The organism is Vibrio sp. Y51_MX_L26, from assembly GCF_024181935.1.
GTDB classification, from domain to species: domain Bacteria; phylum Pseudomonadota; class Gammaproteobacteria; order Enterobacterales; family Vibrionaceae; genus Vibrio; species Vibrio diabolicus.
Map to the genome: position 1 here is coordinate 289,235 of NZ_JAMZAS010000004.1, position 15,393 is coordinate 304,627.

A 15,393-nucleotide genomic window follows, 5' to 3' on the forward strand; every position below is an offset into this window, starting at 1 on the left:
TTTTATAACGGTAGAGTGAATCTAGCTACTTTGCCTGAAGTATACCCAGAAAGGTCGACAGGTTCACTTGCAAATGTCATTGTAACCCCTTCCGGTGCGCCTAATATCACTTTAAACGGCGCTTTTCCGGTAAGTTCTACATCTTGTCCTGGTTTATGAGTACCACTTAACAGCGTTTTACCATTGGTGTCTTTTACTTGAATCCAACAGTCCGCTTTAAACTTCATAGTAAGAAGTGTCATGCCTTCAGGTACGACTGGCGCAGGCTGTTCCTCTTCCGCAGTTTCAATCACGGCAACAGGTTCTTCAGAATCTACGCTTGTTGTATTTTCAGTTTCAGCAAGCAGAGGATCGCTACCCTGCTCGACTGGTACTTCACTCGTTTCAACAACATCATTACTTGTTGAAACAACTTCTTCAGGAGTACTTGCGATTAACTCCTCAGCCGTCATTAAATCGATATCAGCTAACTCTTGCGCTGTGGGCTTCGGCGCTTCAACACTTGAATCCGTAACTTCCTTCGTTAGGCTATTCTCTTGCTGGTTTTGCCACCACCAAGCTGCAGAAATACCAATAATGACCAACCCGATAACCCAAGTCAGGAGCATGATACGGCTATTGTGCTTCTCATCTTTTGTTTTGCGAGAGAAGCTCTGCATTTCAATTTCTTGCTCTTGTGGCTGTACATCTGCTGTCTGCTCTAACGCAGTCAAAACCATCTTCTCATCAAGGCCTACGAACTTCGCGTAAGAACGCAAGTAACCACGCGTAAATGTCGCAACTTGTTGAGACTCAAATCGGTTATTTTCAATATCTTCAATAACAGAAACGCGAAGCCTCAGGCGATCAGCAACTTGCTTTTGACTCATCCCAAGAGATTCGCGTTTGTTTTTCAGTAATGTGCCAGCTTCAATAGAAAGTGGCACTTCATTCGTATTTTCGTGTTCTGTCATAATGGTGGTATTTAATCTGTTTTAGTGGCTAACGTGGTTATGTATTTTCGTTATTGTTCTTAAGCCTCTTTAAAAGATAGCTAGCCTAAACGCGTTAACCAAAATAATAATTTTAAGAAACTCTCAGCGATTTGAGTGTGAATACCCGTTTTGCAAAAATCAGCAAAGCGTATGTGAGAAAATGCTGAGAATTATCGGTGTCATCGTTAATGTCACATATCATGATAAGCGAATGTGTAACGAAGACAAAAACTCTTTACACTCAAACTAACAGATAGCTCAAGCTTTTGTCCAAACTTTGACAAAGGAATTCGAAATTATACCCAAATAACCTCGAGTTGGAGAGTTGTCGTCATAAATCTTGGCAGAAATGCCCTTATCGCTAAACAAAATAGCCAGAGCAAATGGCTCTGGCTATTTTTGAATTCCGGTCGTTTATACCGCTTTTACTTCAATGGTATCAGCACCGCGCGACGCTTTTAACATTGCAGTACGTTTAGTTCGGTCAATCACATCACCGACTAACTGACCACACGCCGCATCAATGTCATCGCCACGAGTCTTACGAACAGTTACTGTATGCTCATATTGCATCAATGTTTTTTGGAAGCGATCGATACGTGAGTTACTTGGTTTCTTGTAAGGTGAACCTGGGTACGGGTTAAACGGAATCAAGTTAATCTTACATGGTGTGTCTTTCATCAGCTCAGCCAGTTCACGAGCATGGTCCATGTCATCATTCACATGATCAAGAAGTACGTACTCAACCGTTACCTTACCGCGGTTTGCATTCGATGAAGCGATGTAACGACGAACTGATGCTAGGAAATCTTGAATATCCCAACGATCGTTAATTGGCATGATTTCACTACGCAGCTTGTCGTTTGGCGCATGAAGGGAAATTGCCAACGCGACGTCGATTTTGCCTGTCATCTGATCAAGACCAGAAACCACACCTGATGTAGATACAGTCACACGACGTTTTGACAAACCAAAGCCAAGGTCGTCCAGCATTAGCTCTAATGCCGGGATCAAGTTCTTCATGTTTAGAAGCGGTTCACCCATCCCCATCATCACGACGTTAGTAATTGGGCGGCGACCTGTTTCTTTCTCAAGACCAATTTCACGTGCAGCGCGCCACACCTGACCGATGATCTCTGAAACTTTCAAGTTACGGTTAAAACCTTGCTGTGCGGTTGAGCAGAACTTACATTCCAACGCACAACCTACTTGAGAAGACACACAAAGCGTTGCACGGTCATCTTCTGGAATGTAAACCGTTTCCACATCCTGATCACCAACGTTCATCGCCCACTTGATTGTACCATCAGAAGAGTGCTGAGCTTCTGCGACTGTTGGTGCCTTGATTTCGCACTTGTGTAAAAGCTTTTCGCGCAGCTTCTTGTTAATGTTTGTCATTCTTTCGAAGTCATCTACACCGAAATGGTAGATCCACTTCATAACCTGATCGGCACGAAACGCTTTCTCGCCGAGTTCTTCTGCGAAAAACTGACGCATGCCTTTGCGATCAAAGTCGAGTAGATTGATTTTTTCAGTGGTCATGTTGCCTCTCAATGACTGAAACAAGAATAAGGGCGCGAATTGTACAGCCTTTATGCAGCTACAACAAGGGGTGTAAAACCCTGAGTTTGCTAAGGCATTAAAATCAAAATGATTAAATTTTAAGCACCTCTTGCGCTATAAGTGGCTATTACACTACCAAAAGTAAAAGCGTAGAAATCGTAAAGGGAAAAGACTAAAAATAACTCACGTTACTGGGCTTTAAAGCCCATTATATAGTCAGACTAGTTAGCGTGTAAGAGATCACTTATGCAGTCAACATTGCCACTCACTTAGGTATATGAAATGAAAAAGCCTCGGAAAGTTCCGAGGCTTTTCTGTATCAGAGCATCACTAACAAGTGAAGTATCACGCCTAATTAGCGAGAGAAAACCTCTGACTCCGGGAAGAAAAACTCAATTTCACGTGCTGCAGATTCAGGGCTATCGGAACCATGAACTGAATTGTGACGCATGCTAAGTGCGTAATCAGCACGAAGCGTACCGCATGCCGCTTCCTCTGGGTTAGTTTTCCCCATCAGTTCACGGTAACGTGCAATCGCATTTTCACCTTCCAGTACCTGAACCATAATAGGACCAGATGTCATAAACTCTTTTAGTGGAGGGAAAAACTCTTTGCCTTCATGCTCTGCATAAAAACCGCTTGCCTGATCTTCAGTCAGGTGAACCATTTTAGCAGCGACAATACGTAGGCCAGCCTTTTCAATACGGTTATAGATTTCACCAATTAGGTTTCGCTCTACCGCATCCGGCTTAATGATTGAAAATGTTCTTTCTAGAGCCATAAAGTTTCCTTTCTGTACTTGTAATAATAGTTGTGTTTTTAAAGTGACTTACTGGGTAAGAGCAGCACTCAAGCAAGAGAGTGCCGCAATCAATCTTATTTACCAGCTTGCTCATTGAGGAAACGAGCAAGTGTACGAACGCCCATACCCGTAGCTCCCGCAGCCCATTTGTCAGACGCAGCTTTACGGTATGTACCCGCACAGTCGAAGTGCAACCAGCCTTTTTTGTAGTCTTCTACGAAGTAAGACAAGAATGCTGCTGCTGTGCTTGCACCCGGAGAGTAGTCGCCAGAACTGATATTCGATAGGTCAGCAAAGTTTGACGGCAGCATTCCACGGTGGAAGTCAGCAAGTGGTAGCGGCCATAAACCTTCTTTTTCTTGGTTTGCCGCAGTGAGCGCTTGATGCGATAACTCGTCATCGAAACTCATTAGTGCGTGGTAATCATTACCCAACGCATTCTTCGCCGCACCTGTTAGTGTTGCACAATCAATGATTAACTCAGGTTTTTGCTCACTAGCGTAGATAAGGCCATCAGCAAGCACTAAACGACCTTCTGCATCGGTGTTCATGATTTCAACGGTTTTACCGTTTTTGTAGGTGATGATGTCGCCAAGCTTGAGTGCGCGACCAGAAACCATGTTCTCTGCACAACAAAGGATCAGTTTTACACGCTTGTTCAAACCACGAAGAATCGCCAGTGCAAGACCACCGGTGATGGTGCCTGAGCCACCCATGTCTGCTTTCATTGCGCTCATGAAGTTAGAAGGCTTCAAGCTGTAACCACCCGAATCAAAGGTGATACCTTTACCGACAAGACACGCGAATATTGGTGCGTTCTCGTCACCTGTCGGGTTGTAGTCTAGCTGGAGCATCGCAGAAGTACGCTCCGAACCACGGCCTACGGCGTAAATGCCTTCCCAACCTTCTGCCAACAAGTCTTTGTCTTTGACGATACGAGCTGTCACTGTGCCTTTAGGCGCAACAGATTTGATGAATTCAGCGGCCATTGTCGCTAGCTGACGAGGGGCAACTTCTTCTGCGGTTTTATTGATGATATCGCGGGTAAAATCAGTCGCGGTAATACGCGCTTGAAGCTCTGCTTGATCTTCTTCAGACAATGCAGACCACTCAACTGAGCCATGTTTTTTTGGGTTACGGTAACCTTGGTGGAAAGCCCAAACGCTCTCTAAATCCCAGTTATCACCGGAAAGAAAAATAGAACGAATTCCTTGGCCATCTAGCTGACGAGCTGCACGTTGAATTGCACCAAGATCGTGACCTTCACCTAAATGAATGGTTGCGCCGTTTTCAGCGAATGAAAGCAGTGCTTTTTCACCCCAATGTGGTGCTGCCGACTCTTGACTTAAAAATACAGACATCTGTGTAGACATGGTTTCTCCTTGTCTTATAGCAGCGTTGCCTACGCTGCTTCTTTTTAATAACTCACGGATGTTAGCATTATGTAGGGCAAAAATGTCAATTGGATAAAAAAACGGACCTAAAGGTCCGCTTTTTTTAGTAAGAATTGTTAACTAGGCTGTGTTTTACAGACTTAGTCTGCTTCATCCATCCAGCACATGATAACGGCTTCCAGAATCTTTTCGTTACAATGGTTTGGGTCATCTTCAAACTCATCTAACTCCATGATCCATTGATGAAGATCGGTAAAACGCACCGTTTGCGGATCAACATCTGGAAACTTGTCACAAAGTTCAATCGCGATATCGCGAGAATCTGTCCATTTCATTGCTCATCTTCCTTTTGCTTCTTCCCTATATTGGGAAGATAGTTTTAGTGATCTTCTGAAGCGTGGTTCAGCGTGTACTTAGGAATTTCTACCACTAAGTCTTCATCCGCAATTTTCGCCTGACACCCTAGACGAGATTCAGGCTCTAGACCCCACGCTTTATCCAGCATGTCGTCTTCCAGCTCTTCACTTTCTTCTAGCGAATCAAAACCTTCACGGATGATCACGTGGCAGGTGGTACAAGCACATGATTTTTCACACGCATGTTCAATACCGATACCATTTTTTAGCGCTACGTCCAGAACGGTTTCACCAGTGTTTGCTTCCAACACTGCGCCTTCTGGGCACAAATCGTCGTGTGGTAATACAATAATCTTAGGCATAACTACTTATCTCTTATATATCGTCTACTGATTGACCTGACAGCGCAGCTCGAATCGATTTATCCATACGGCGCGATGCGAAATCTTGGCTCGCTTTATCGGTATCTTTAATGCCTTGCTCAATCGCATCTGCATCATCACCATTACGCAGCTCAATCAAGGCTTCGATGGCTTTTATCAGGTCTTGTTTCTCTTGTTCTGATAGCAGTTCGTCACCATCAGCTTGCATGGCTGCAATCAAGCCTTCTATCACACGGTCGGCCTCAACACGCTGCTCAGCTAGCGCACGAGCTTGCATGTCTTCTTTAGCGTGCGTCATTGAATCACGCAGCATATCCGCCACTTCATTATCGCTTAACCCGTAAGAAGGTTTTACTTGAATCTCTGACTGAACACCGGTGCTCTTTTCCATTGCCGTAACAGAAAGAAGACCGTCAGCGTCAACTTGGTAAGTCACACGAATATGTGCCGCACCCGCCGCCATCGGTGGAATGCCTTTCAATGAGAAACGAGCCAGTGAACGACAATCATCAACCATTTCACGCTCACCTTGTACCACATGGACACTCATGGCCGTTTGGCCATCTTTGAATGTGGTAAATTCTTGCGCACGCGCAACAGGAATTGTGGTATTGCGAGGAATGATCTTCTCAACCAAACCACCCATGGTTTCAATACCAAGCGACAGTGGGATCACGTCAAGAAGTAACATTTCTGAATCAGGCTTGTTACCCGCTAGAATGTCGGCTTGGATACCCGCGCCGATTGCGACAACTTCATCAGGATTAATGCTTGTTAGCGGTGTGCGGCCAAAAAACTCGCCTACCATTTCACGAACCAGCAATGTGCGTGTTGAACCACCAACCATGACAACTTCGAGTACTTCGTCTGCGTTAACATCAGCATCTTTTAATGCACGACGACAAGACATTAGTGTTTTCTTCACTAATGGGCGAATCAGATCTTCGAACTGCTCACGAGTAACGGTGCCCTTCCAGCCAAACACGTCAACATCAACGCTGTCTTGCTCAGAGAAAGCAATCTTAGTCGCAGTAGCAATGTTCAGTAGCGTACGGTTTTTTTCAGCAGAAAGTGGGGCTTCGAGACCCGCTTGCTCCATTAGGTAATCCGCTAACAGATGGTCAAAGTCATCACCGCCTAACGCAGAGTCACCACCTGTTGCTAATACTTCAAATACGCCTTTCGACAAACGTAGAATAGAGATATCAAATGTACCGCCACCTAGATCGTAAACCGCAATCACACCTTCTTGGCCTGAGTCTAGGCCGTAAGCAATTGCCGCGGCGGTTGGTTCGTTAAGCAGACGGAGAACATGAAGACCTGCTAATTTCGCGGCGTCTTTCGTACCTGCACGCTGAGCATCATCAAAGTAAGCAGGAACAGTGATCACAACACCCGCTAACTCACCACCTAACGTTTCTTCTGCTCGCTTACCTAGCGCTTTTAGAATGTCCGCAGATACTTCAATCGGGTTTTTGTCACCTTGAGGCGTTTGCAGGATCGGAAGACCATTTTCACTCTCTTTAAAACGATAAGGAAGTGAAGAGTAACGGGACTGAATGTCCTTTAATGAACGACCGATCAAACGTTTTACAGAGATAATCGTGTTCTCTGGTTCAAACTCTGCTTTAGCTTTGGCTTCGTGGCCGACCGTTAACGTTTCCTCAGCGTAATTAACGACTGAAGGTAAAATAGTACGGCCCTGCTCGTCCGCAAGTGGAGTTGCATCGCCGCTACGTACAGAAGCAACCAAAGAGTTGGTAGTACCTAAGTCGATACCCGCTGCTAACTTATGCTCATGAGGTGCCGAGCTTTGGCCCGGTTCTGCGATTTGAAGTAGTGCCATGATAGGTCCTTGTCACGCTAACTAGCCGAGGAGTTTGTCTTCGACTAGTTCAATTTCGTTCTTTAGTTTGGCAATGAATTTTAGCTTACGAACTCGGTCTGCGGCTTCAGCCCAAAGACCATCATCAAGCTCTTGCTCGACGCTTGCCAGATGCTGTTTGTACATTTTGCTGACCTTAGAATCGAAGTCAAAAAGCGCCGATTCAGGATCGGTGCTGTCAGCAATTTCTTCCAGTTCTTCGCGCAGCTCCATTTGCTCCATTAAGAACATTGGATCTTGCATTGTCTGCTGTTCACCTCGGATCTCAACTCCCTGCTCTGCGAGGATGTACTCGGCACGGGAGATAGGATTTTTCAGAACTTGATAGGCATCGTTGATTTGCGCTGCCTTTTGCACCGCCATCAAACGGTCACGTTCAGATCCCGTTGCAAAGTTATCCGGGTGGAAGCGTTTTTGTAGTTCTCGGAACTGAGAAGAAAGAAGGCTACCATCCAGCTTAAACTGACTTGGTAGCCCAAATAATTCAAAGTGATTCATTAAGTTCGGGTCCTAGTAAAGCCTTCCGGACTCGCTTGCCCAGAAGGACAATCAATTAGACGTTGAAGCTTTCACCACAACCACATTCACTTTTCGCGTTAGGGTTGTTGAATTCAAAACCTTCATTCAACCCTTCTTTCACGTAATCCAATTCGGTACCGTCTAGGTACACTAAGCTTTTTTTGTCGATGATAATTTTCACTCCAGAGAGTTCAAAAACTTCATCTTCTTCGTTAAGCTCATCAACAAACTCAAGTACATATGCCATGCCTGAACAACCAGTCGTCTTCACTCCAAGACGTAAACCGATACCTTTGCCTCGGTTATCTAGGAATGCTCTTACGCGACTTGCCGCTGATTCTGTCATTGTGATGGCCATACTGCACCTTAGTCTGTCTAAATTTCGATTGGAATGGGAGCGTCAAAGCTCCCATTATATTACGGAATAATTATTCTTGGTGTTTTTTCTTGTAGTCTGCAACCGCTGCTTTGATTGCATCTTCAGCAAGAATTGAACAGTGAACTTTCACTGGTGGAAGCTCTAGCTCTTCAGCAATTTCAGAGTTTTTAATTGCTGCTGCTTCATCAACTGACTTGCCTTTTACCCACTCAGTTACTAGTGAGCTTGATGCGATTGCACTACCACAACCGTATGTTTTGAACTTCGCATCTTCGATGATACCTTCCGGTGTCACTTTGATTTGAAGCTTCATTACGTCACCACAAGCTGGAGCGCCAACCATGCCGCTACCTACTGATGGGTCTTCTTTATCGAATGAACCAACGTTACGTGGGTTCTCGTAGTGATCAATTACTTTTTCGCTGTATGCCATGATAAATTACCTCGAATCCTCTATTTCAATCCCTGAGATTAATGGTGAGCCCATTCAACAGTGCTCAAATCAATCCCTTCTTTGTACATATCCCATAGAGGAGACATGTCGCGTAGCTTAGTCACTGCAACGCGGATTTGTTCAATTGCGTAATCAATTTCTTCTTCAGTCGTGAAACGACCAAACGAGAAACGAACCGAGCTGTGAGCCAATTCATCATCCATGCCTAAGGCACGAAGAACGTAAGAAGGCTCAAGACTTGCAGACGTACAAGCACTACCAGAAGATACCGCTAGATCTTTAAGCGACATTAGTAGTGATTCACCTTCTACGAATGCGAAGCTGATGTTTAGGTTGTGTGGTACACGTTGCTCAAGGTCACCGTTTACCGTCACTGCTTCTAAGTCTTTCACGCCATCAAAAAGACGGTTACGAAGCGCTAAAGCGTGATCGTAATCTTTTTGCATGTCTTCTTTTGCAATGCGGAATGCTTCACCCATACCAACGATTTGGTGGGTAGGAAGTGTACCAGAGCGGAAACCACGCTCATGGCCGCCACCGTGCATTTGCGCTTCAAGACGAATACGAGGCTTACGACGAACGTAAAGTGCACCGATGCCTTTAGGGCCATAAACTTTGTGAGCAGAAAGCGAAATTAGGTCAACTTTCATCTCTTGAACGTCGATTGGTAATTTACCTGCAGATTGCGCTGCATCCACGTGGAAAACAATTTTACGCTCACGACACAATTCGCCGATCGCAGTAATGTCTTGAACCACTCCAATCTCGTTGTTTACGTGCATAATAGACACAAGCACTGTGTCATCACGCATTGCCGCTTTAAGCTTCTCTAGATCGATCAAGCCATTTGATTCTGGCTCAAGGTAGGTCACTTCAAAGCCTTCACGCTCAAGTTGACGACATGGGTCAAGAACGGCTTTGTGCTCTGTTTTACAAGTGATTACGTGCTTGCCTTTCTTCGAGTAAAAGTGCGCTGCACCTTTAATCGCAAGGTTGTCTGATTCTGTCGCACCAGATGTAAATACGATTTCGCGAGGATCTGCATTTAGAAGGTCAGCAATTTGCTCACGAGCAGTATCGACCGCTTCTTCTGCCTGCCAGCCGTAACGGTGCGAACGCGACGCTGGGTTGCCAAATGTGCCATCCATTGTCATGTACTGAACCATTTTTTCAGCAACACGTGGATCAACTGGACATGTAGCGGAATAATCAAGATAAATCGGCAGTTTCATTCTCTACTCCAATGTAAAAAGCTGACCGCTAAGAGCGGACGTTTACACCGATGGGCGCGGCGGTTGTATTTTTGTTTGATAGCCCATGGGTTACCGCCAGATCAATGTCCTGACGATCAGAAATTTCGAGGACTTCATTGTCTGTCATCAACTCACCAAGAGTGATGTTATTCAAGAAGTCACTAATACGAGAGCTTAAGTCGCGCCATAGCGTGTGAGTAAGGCAACGTGTTCCACCTTGGCAATCTCCTTTGCCCTGGCATTTGGTTGCATCGACTGACTCATCAACGGCTGCAATCACGGTACCAATAGCGATACTGTGTGCGTCGGCACCAAGTCGGTAACCACCACCAGGACCACGAACGCTGGCAACGAGACCTGCTTTACGCAATTTTGAAAATAGCTGCTCTAAGTAAGAGAGCGAGATCCCCTGACGCTCTGAGATGTCAGCAAGAGGTACAGGGTTTTGTTGCGAATGCAGTGCCACATCCAGCATGGCTGTCACCGCATATCTTCCTTTAGATGTAAGTTTCATACCACACCGTATCCACATGGTTTGTAATGGTTAAGATTTTTCCATACCTGAGTAATTTGGTCAAGTATTTATTTGACCATTTTACTCAGGTATTCATCCTTACACCTAAAGTGGTTATTCTCTATTCAGAACTTCTTTTCTATCGAGGTCAAAATACCGCGTAGAATATTGAGCTCCTGGGTTTCTGGCCGAGCACGAGAGAACAAGCGACGCAATTTATTCATCACCTGCCCTGGTTGCTCTTTATTGATAAACTGGGTCTCAACCATCACCTTTTCAAGATGCTCGAAGAACATTTCGAGCTCTCTATGACGTGGGTACTCTTCCGGCTCATTTGGGGCAAACTGGCTTTGCTCTAAGTTCAAATGCGCAACTCGTACTTCGTAACTCAGAGTTTGTACAGCCATCGCTAGGTTAAGCGAGCTATATTCAGGGTTAGCAGGAATGCAAACATGGTAGTGACACCTTTGCAGCTCTTCGTTTGTTAGACCAGTTCTTTCACGACCAAACACGAGCGCGACAGGGTGTTTTCTACCCTCAACCGCAAATTTCTCACCACATTCACGTGGCTCAAGCATTGGCCATTCTAATGTACGAGAGCGAGCACTGGAGCCCACCACTAGGCTGCAATCTTCAACCGCTTCCTCTAATGTGCCGACAATCTTTGCATTTTGAGCAATATCACCAGCACCCGCAGCCAAAGCAAGAGTTTGTTCATCCACTTCACATTGTGGATCGACTAATACTAGTTGGCTTAAACCCATCACTTTCATAGCTCGAGCTGCTGAGCCAATATTGCCTGAATGAGAGGTACCTACGAGTACAATTTTTACTTGATCCAACATCTGTGTTTGCTACCTAAATTAAAACCGCAGAATGTTACCATAGTTTTTTAACACACCCTAGGGCGAAGCAGGCCTCTCTTCTCATTCTTGGTCATTGTTCTCGTTCGCCTCAAGCTAAATACAATAAAACCACTGACTTTAGAACAAAAAATAACCACTTCCCTTTTTACTGATCTCTGGTATACTCGCCGCCGCTTTCATTTGTTCTTTAACATCCGTTGGGAAATTCGTATGCATCCAATGCTAAACATTGCTATTCGCGCTGCGCGAAAGGCAGGCAATCATATTGCTAAATCATTAGAAAACACTGATAAAGTAGAATCTACTCTTAAAGGCACTAATGACTTTGTCACTAATGTAGATAAAGAAGCAGAATACATCATCATCGATACTATCAAGCAGTCTTACCCTGAGCACTGTATCGTTGCTGAAGAACAAGGTCTTATCGAAGGTAAAGATAAAGACGTACAATGGATCATCGACCCACTGGATGGCACCACTAACTTTGTAAAAGGTTACCCACACTTCGCGGTTTCTATCGCTGTTCGTATCAAAGGCAAAACTGAAGTTGCTTGTGTTTACGATCCAATGCAAAACGAGCTATTCACTGCACAACGTGGTGCAGGCGCTCAACTAAACAGTGCGCGTATCCGTGTTGCTCAACTAAAAGACCTTCAAGGTACTGTTCTAGCTACTGGTTTCCCATTCAAACAGAAACAACACGCTGAGTCTTACATCAAGATCGTTGGTGCGCTATTCACTGAATGTGCTGATTTCCGTCGTAGCGGCTCTGCTGCTCTTGACCTATGTTACGTGGCTGCTGGCCGTGTTGATGGTTACTTCGAGCTAGGTCTAAAACCTTGGGATATGGCAGCAGGTGAGCTTATTGCTCGTGAAGCTGGCGCAATCCTAACTGACTTTGCTGGCGGCACTGAGTACATGAAGTCTGGTAACATTGTTGCTTCAAGCGCTCGTGGCGTAAAATCTATCCTTAAGCACATCCGCGAAAACGGTAACAGCGCGATCCTTAAGTAAGATTTGAAAGTCATATTTAGCCCGTCACGCTGATGACTTTAGAAAGCCCCACTCAATGAGCGGGGCTTTTTTGTATCTACTGAACCGTATCTACTTAGCTGTAATGTAAGGCTCTCCATACCGTGAGGTTCTGCAAGCATACGGCTCGATTCAGATACAAAAAAACCGCTGATTGCTCAGCGGTTTTTGTTTTCGATTCTCAACCTGCCTTATGGCATTTCGTCGAACTCTGCGCCTTCTTTTTCTACTTGAGGTGGCATCAAGTGCTCTTTCTGGATGCCCAGTTTTAGCGCTAGTGCTGATGCTACGTAGATAGAAGAGTAAGTACCTACAGTGATACCAAGTAGAAGTGCGGTTGCGAAGCCGTGAATCATCGCACCACCCTGCATGAACAGTGCAATTACCACGAACAATGTTGTACCCGAGGTAATCAACGTACGGCTCAACGTTTGGGTGATTGAAGCGTCCATGATATCGGCTGGCTCACCTTTACGCATCTTGCGGAAGTTTTCACGGATACGGTCAAACACAACGATGGTATCGTTGAGCGAGTAACCGACTACCGTTAATAGTGCTGCGACGATGGTTAGGTCAACTTCTATTTGTAGGAATGAGAAAACACCTAACGTGATAATGATATCGTGAGCCAATGCCATAACCGCACCAGCCGCTAGACGCCATTCAAATCGCATCGAGACATAAAGCAGGATACAGATCAGCGACACGAGGATCGCTAGACCGCCAGCTTCTGTTAGCTCATCACCAACGTTAGGACCTACGAATTCAATACGACGCATTTCTACGCTTTCGCCAGTACCATCTTTGATAGCACCAATGATTTGGTTGCCCAGCGTTTCACCAGAAACGTCGTCACGTGGACGAAGACGAACCATTACTTCACGAGCACTACCGAAGTTTTGTACTGTCGCATCACCAAAACCTTTCGCATCTAAAGCGGTTCGGATTTTTTCAAGGTTCGCAGGTTTTTCAAAGCCAACTTCAATTAGCGTACCGCCAGTGAAGTCTAGGCCCCAATTTAGCCACTTAGTTGACAAAGTGAAGATAGAAGCAGCAATCATAAAGATTGAAAAAACGAATGCTACTTTCGACCAACGCATAAAGCCGATCGTCTTCTCTGCTTTTAGAATTTGAAACATATTAATTCCCAGCCTTAGATCGACAATTTATCAACGCGTTTGCCACCGTAAATCAGGTTCACGATACAACGTGTACCAATAATGGCGGTGAACATTGAAGTTAAGATACCGATAGATAGAGTAACCGCGAAACCTTTCACTGCACCAGTACCGACTGCAAATAGGATAATTGCAGTAATCAGTGTCGTGATGTTCGCATCGGCAATCGTACTGAATGCATTCGCGTAACCTTGGTGAATAGCTTGTTGTGGACTACGCCCATCACGAAGCTCTTCACGGATACGCTCGAAGATCAGTACGTTCGCATCAACCGCCATACCGACCGTTAACACGATACCGGCGATCCCCGGAAGCGTCATGGTAGCGCCTGGAATCATCGACATCACACCAATGATCAACACTAAGTTAGCCATTAGAGCGATGTTGGCAATCAAGCCAAAGCCACGGTAGTAAAGCAGCGTAAACAGCATTACGGCAACCATGCCCCAGATACACGCTTGGATACCCATATCGATGTTTTGCTGGCCCATTGATGGACCAATAGTACGCTCTTCAACGATAGAGATAGGTGCGATCAGTGCACCAGCACGTAATAGAAGTGCAAGGTTGTGCGCTTCAGCTGCGGAGTCTATACCCGTGATACGGAAGTTACGTCCAAGAGCCGATTGAATCGTCGCTTGGTTGATGACTTCTTCATGCTTATCCAGGATGACTTTGCCTTCTGGCGTACGACGACCACTGTCTTTGTACTCAGCAAACACGGTAGCCATTAGCTTACCGATGTTCTTCTTAGAGAACGCTGACATCTTGTTACCACCTTCGCTGTCTAGCGAGATGTTAACTTGTGGACGACCGTATTCATCGACACTTGAGCTTGCATCCGTAATGCTTTGACCACCAAGAATAACACGCTTCTTAAGCACAACCGGACGACCGTCTCGGTCCATTTTGATTTCACTGCCTGCTGGCGCACGACCATTTGCCGCCGCTGATAGGTCAGCTTTATCGTCAACTTCACGGAATTCTAGCGTTGCAGTCGCACCTAGAATCTCTTTTGCACGAGCAGTATCTTGAACACCAGGAAGCTCAACAACAATTCGACTTGCACCTTGACGTTGAACGAGAGGCTCTGCAACACCTAGCTCGTTTACACGGTTACGTAAAATCGTAATGTTTTGCTCAACAGCGTAGTTACGGATCTCTTGTAAACGTTGCTCGGTAAAGGTCGCAGTAAGAGCGTAACGGCCATTTGAATCAGATTCGACAAAGAGCATGTCCGGGTGATTCTTTTCTAGCATTGCTTTCGCTTCTGCTAATTGCTCTTCGTTACGTAGCAGAACCTCTACCGCTTCTTTGCCAGAAGGGCGGATAGCACGATAACGAATTTTTGCCTCACGAAGTTCGCTACGGAAAGCTTCTTCTTGCTGACCAACGAGCTTTTCCATCGCAGCGTCCATGTCTACTTCCATTAAGAAGTGGACACCACCACGAAGGTCAAGACCCAGCTTCAATGGTGACGCGCCAATCGCTTCTAGCCAATCGGGTGTAGAAGGAGCAAGGTTAAGTGCAACAATTGTGTCTTTGCCAAGCGCTTCGCTGATGACATCACGAGCACTGATTTGCGTGTCAGTGTCGTTAAAACGAACAAGAATTGATCCATTCTCGAGAGCAATGGATTTATGAGAGAGTTGCTCTTTATCAAGAGCAGTAGTGACAGCATCCAGCGTTGACATATCTACAGAGGCGCCACGCGCCCCTGTAACTTGAATAGCCGGATCTTCACCGTAGATATTTGGAAGTGCGTATAACGCAGCGGTGATGATGGCAAAAAATACCATCAAGTACTTCCATAATGGATAACGGTTTAGCACAGCGAGGAT

At 45.4% G+C, this 15,393-nt stretch carries 16 protein-coding genes; 1 reads left to right on the top strand and 15 read right to left on the bottom strand.

Features of this window, described 5'->3' with window-relative positions; translation table 11 throughout:
• Nucleotides 1-2: 2 nt before the first annotated feature.
• The 13 genes from rodZ to trmJ form a co-directional block, all read right to left on the bottom strand.
• A complete protein-coding gene (gene rodZ / locus NL645_RS12510) occupies nucleotides 3-953 on the bottom strand; it encodes a cytoskeleton protein RodZ (RefSeq protein ID WP_253651788.1) in 951 nt (316 codons plus the stop codon).
• Between the two features lie 435 nt (nucleotides 954-1,388).
• Entirely contained in the window at nucleotides 1,389-2,516 is a 1,128-nt protein-coding gene (locus tag NL645_RS12515; RefSeq protein WP_253651789.1) for a bifunctional tRNA (adenosine(37)-C2)-methyltransferase TrmG/ribosomal RNA large subunit methyltransferase RlmN, read from the bottom strand.
• A 376-nt stretch (nucleotides 2,517-2,892) separates the two neighbouring features.
• Nucleotides 2,893-3,318 carry a nucleoside-diphosphate kinase gene (gene ndk, locus NL645_RS12520; RefSeq protein ID WP_005391542.1) on the bottom strand — a complete coding sequence of 142 codons (426 nt, stop codon included), beginning with the start codon at nucleotides 3,316-3,318 and terminating at the stop codon, nucleotides 2,893-2,895.
• Between the two features lie 95 nt (nucleotides 3,319-3,413).
• Nucleotides 3,414-4,712: an aminopeptidase PepB gene (gene pepB / locus NL645_RS12525; protein WP_005391544.1), complete on the bottom strand. Its 1,299-nt coding sequence runs from the start codon at nucleotides 4,710-4,712 to the stop codon at nucleotides 3,414-3,416.
• A gap of 161 nt (nucleotides 4,713-4,873) precedes the next feature.
• Nucleotides 4,874-5,068, bottom strand: coding sequence for a Fe-S cluster assembly protein IscX (gene iscX / locus NL645_RS12530; RefSeq protein ID WP_005391546.1), 195 nt, complete (start codon nucleotides 5,066-5,068; stop codon nucleotides 4,874-4,876).
• A 44-nt stretch (nucleotides 5,069-5,112) separates the two neighbouring features.
• The gene (gene fdx / locus NL645_RS12535) at nucleotides 5,113-5,451 is read right to left on the bottom strand and encodes an ISC system 2Fe-2S type ferredoxin (RefSeq protein ID WP_005391548.1); all 339 of its coding nucleotides are present in this window, start codon (nucleotides 5,449-5,451) and stop codon (nucleotides 5,113-5,115) included.
• Between the two features lie 13 nt (nucleotides 5,452-5,464).
• On the bottom strand, nucleotides 5,465-7,318 hold the full coding sequence (gene hscA, locus NL645_RS12540) for a Fe-S protein assembly chaperone HscA (protein WP_104971307.1): 1,854 nt from the start codon (nucleotides 7,316-7,318) through the stop codon (nucleotides 5,465-5,467).
• Nucleotides 7,319-7,339: 21 nt separating this feature from the next.
• Entirely contained in the window at nucleotides 7,340-7,855 is a 516-nt protein-coding gene (hscB, locus tag NL645_RS12545) for a co-chaperone HscB (RefSeq protein ID WP_012842113.1), read from the bottom strand.
• Between the two features lie 55 nt (nucleotides 7,856-7,910).
• Nucleotides 7,911-8,234, bottom strand: coding sequence for an iron-sulfur cluster assembly protein IscA (gene iscA, locus NL645_RS12550; RefSeq protein WP_005391554.1), 324 nt, complete (start codon nucleotides 8,232-8,234; stop codon nucleotides 7,911-7,913).
• 70 nt (nucleotides 8,235-8,304) lie between these two features.
• Nucleotides 8,305-8,688: a Fe-S cluster assembly scaffold IscU gene (gene iscU / locus NL645_RS12555; RefSeq protein ID WP_005381718.1), complete on the bottom strand. Its 384-nt coding sequence runs from the start codon at nucleotides 8,686-8,688 to the stop codon at nucleotides 8,305-8,307.
• 38 nt (nucleotides 8,689-8,726) lie between these two features.
• Nucleotides 8,727-9,941, bottom strand: a complete 1,215-nt coding sequence (locus NL645_RS12560; protein WP_005391556.1) for an IscS subfamily cysteine desulfurase — start codon at nucleotides 9,939-9,941, stop codon at nucleotides 8,727-8,729.
• A 28-nt stretch (nucleotides 9,942-9,969) separates the two neighbouring features.
• Nucleotides 9,970-10,476: a Fe-S cluster assembly transcriptional regulator IscR gene (gene iscR, locus NL645_RS12565; protein WP_005381720.1), complete on the bottom strand. Its 507-nt coding sequence runs from the start codon at nucleotides 10,474-10,476 to the stop codon at nucleotides 9,970-9,972.
• A gap of 125 nt (nucleotides 10,477-10,601) precedes the next feature.
• On the bottom strand, nucleotides 10,602-11,321 hold the full coding sequence (gene trmJ, locus NL645_RS12570; protein ID WP_006741887.1) for a tRNA (cytosine(32)/uridine(32)-2'-O)-methyltransferase TrmJ: 720 nt from the start codon (nucleotides 11,319-11,321) through the stop codon (nucleotides 10,602-10,604).
• Between the two features lie 231 nt (nucleotides 11,322-11,552).
• Between trmJ and suhB the strand changes: the two genes are divergently transcribed.
• Nucleotides 11,553-12,356 carry an inositol-1-monophosphatase gene (suhB, locus tag NL645_RS12575; RefSeq protein WP_012842115.1) on the top strand — a complete coding sequence of 268 codons (804 nt, stop codon included), beginning with the start codon at nucleotides 11,553-11,555 and terminating at the stop codon, nucleotides 12,354-12,356.
• A 209-nt stretch (nucleotides 12,357-12,565) separates the two neighbouring features.
• On the opposite strand, the gene secF is transcribed toward suhB, so the two are convergent.
• Both secF and secD read right to left on the bottom strand, forming a co-directional pair.
• Nucleotides 12,566-13,513, bottom strand: a complete 948-nt coding sequence (gene secF / locus NL645_RS12580) for a protein translocase subunit SecF (protein WP_005391572.1) — start codon at nucleotides 13,511-13,513, stop codon at nucleotides 12,566-12,568.
• A gap of 14 nt (nucleotides 13,514-13,527) precedes the next feature.
• The gene (gene secD / locus NL645_RS12585; RefSeq protein ID WP_006741889.1) at nucleotides 13,528-15,384 is read right to left on the bottom strand and encodes a protein translocase subunit SecD; all 1,857 of its coding nucleotides are present in this window, start codon (nucleotides 15,382-15,384) and stop codon (nucleotides 13,528-13,530) included.
• Nucleotides 15,385-15,393 lie beyond the last annotated feature (9 nt).

Bases quoted from the DNA above. Each gene is read 5' to 3' on its own strand.
- trmJ (WP_006741887.1), bottom strand. From the start codon at position 11,321: ATGTTGGATCAAGTAAAAATTGTACTCGTAGGTACCTCTCATTCAGGC.
- suhB (WP_012842115.1), top strand. From the start codon at position 11,553: ATGCATCCAATGCTAAACATTGCTATTCGCGCTGCGCGAAAGGCAGGC.
- iscX (WP_005391546.1), bottom strand. From the start codon at position 5,068: ATGAAATGGACAGATTCTCGCGATATCGCGATTGAACTTTGTGACAAG.
- rodZ (WP_253651788.1), bottom strand. From the start codon at position 953: ATGACAGAACACGAAAATACGAATGAAGTGCCACTTTCTATTGAAGCT.
- secF (WP_005391572.1), bottom strand. From the start codon at position 13,513: ATGTTTCAAATTCTAAAAGCAGAGAAGACGATCGGCTTTATGCGTTGG.
- NL645_RS12560 (WP_005391556.1), bottom strand. From the start codon at position 9,941: ATGAAACTGCCGATTTATCTTGATTATTCCGCTACATGTCCAGTTGAT.
- iscA (WP_005391554.1), bottom strand. From the start codon at position 8,234: ATGGCCATCACAATGACAGAATCAGCGGCAAGTCGCGTAAGAGCATTC.
- iscR (WP_005381720.1), bottom strand. From the start codon at position 10,476: ATGAAACTTACATCTAAAGGAAGATATGCGGTGACAGCCATGCTGGAT.
- hscA (WP_104971307.1), bottom strand. From the start codon at position 7,318: ATGGCACTACTTCAAATCGCAGAACCGGGCCAAAGCTCGGCACCTCAT.
- hscB (WP_012842113.1), bottom strand. From the start codon at position 7,855: ATGAATCACTTTGAATTATTTGGGCTACCAAGTCAGTTTAAGCTGGAT.
- iscU (WP_005381718.1), bottom strand. From the start codon at position 8,688: ATGGCATACAGCGAAAAAGTAATTGATCACTACGAGAACCCACGTAAC.
- pepB (WP_005391544.1), bottom strand. From the start codon at position 4,712: ATGTCTACACAGATGTCTGTATTTTTAAGTCAAGAGTCGGCAGCACCA.
- NL645_RS12515 (WP_253651789.1), bottom strand. From the start codon at position 2,516: ATGACCACTGAAAAAATCAATCTACTCGACTTTGATCGCAAAGGCATG.
- ndk (WP_005391542.1), bottom strand. From the start codon at position 3,318: ATGGCTCTAGAAAGAACATTTTCAATCATTAAGCCGGATGCGGTAGAG.
- fdx (WP_005391548.1), bottom strand. From the start codon at position 5,451: ATGCCTAAGATTATTGTATTACCACACGACGATTTGTGCCCAGAAGGC.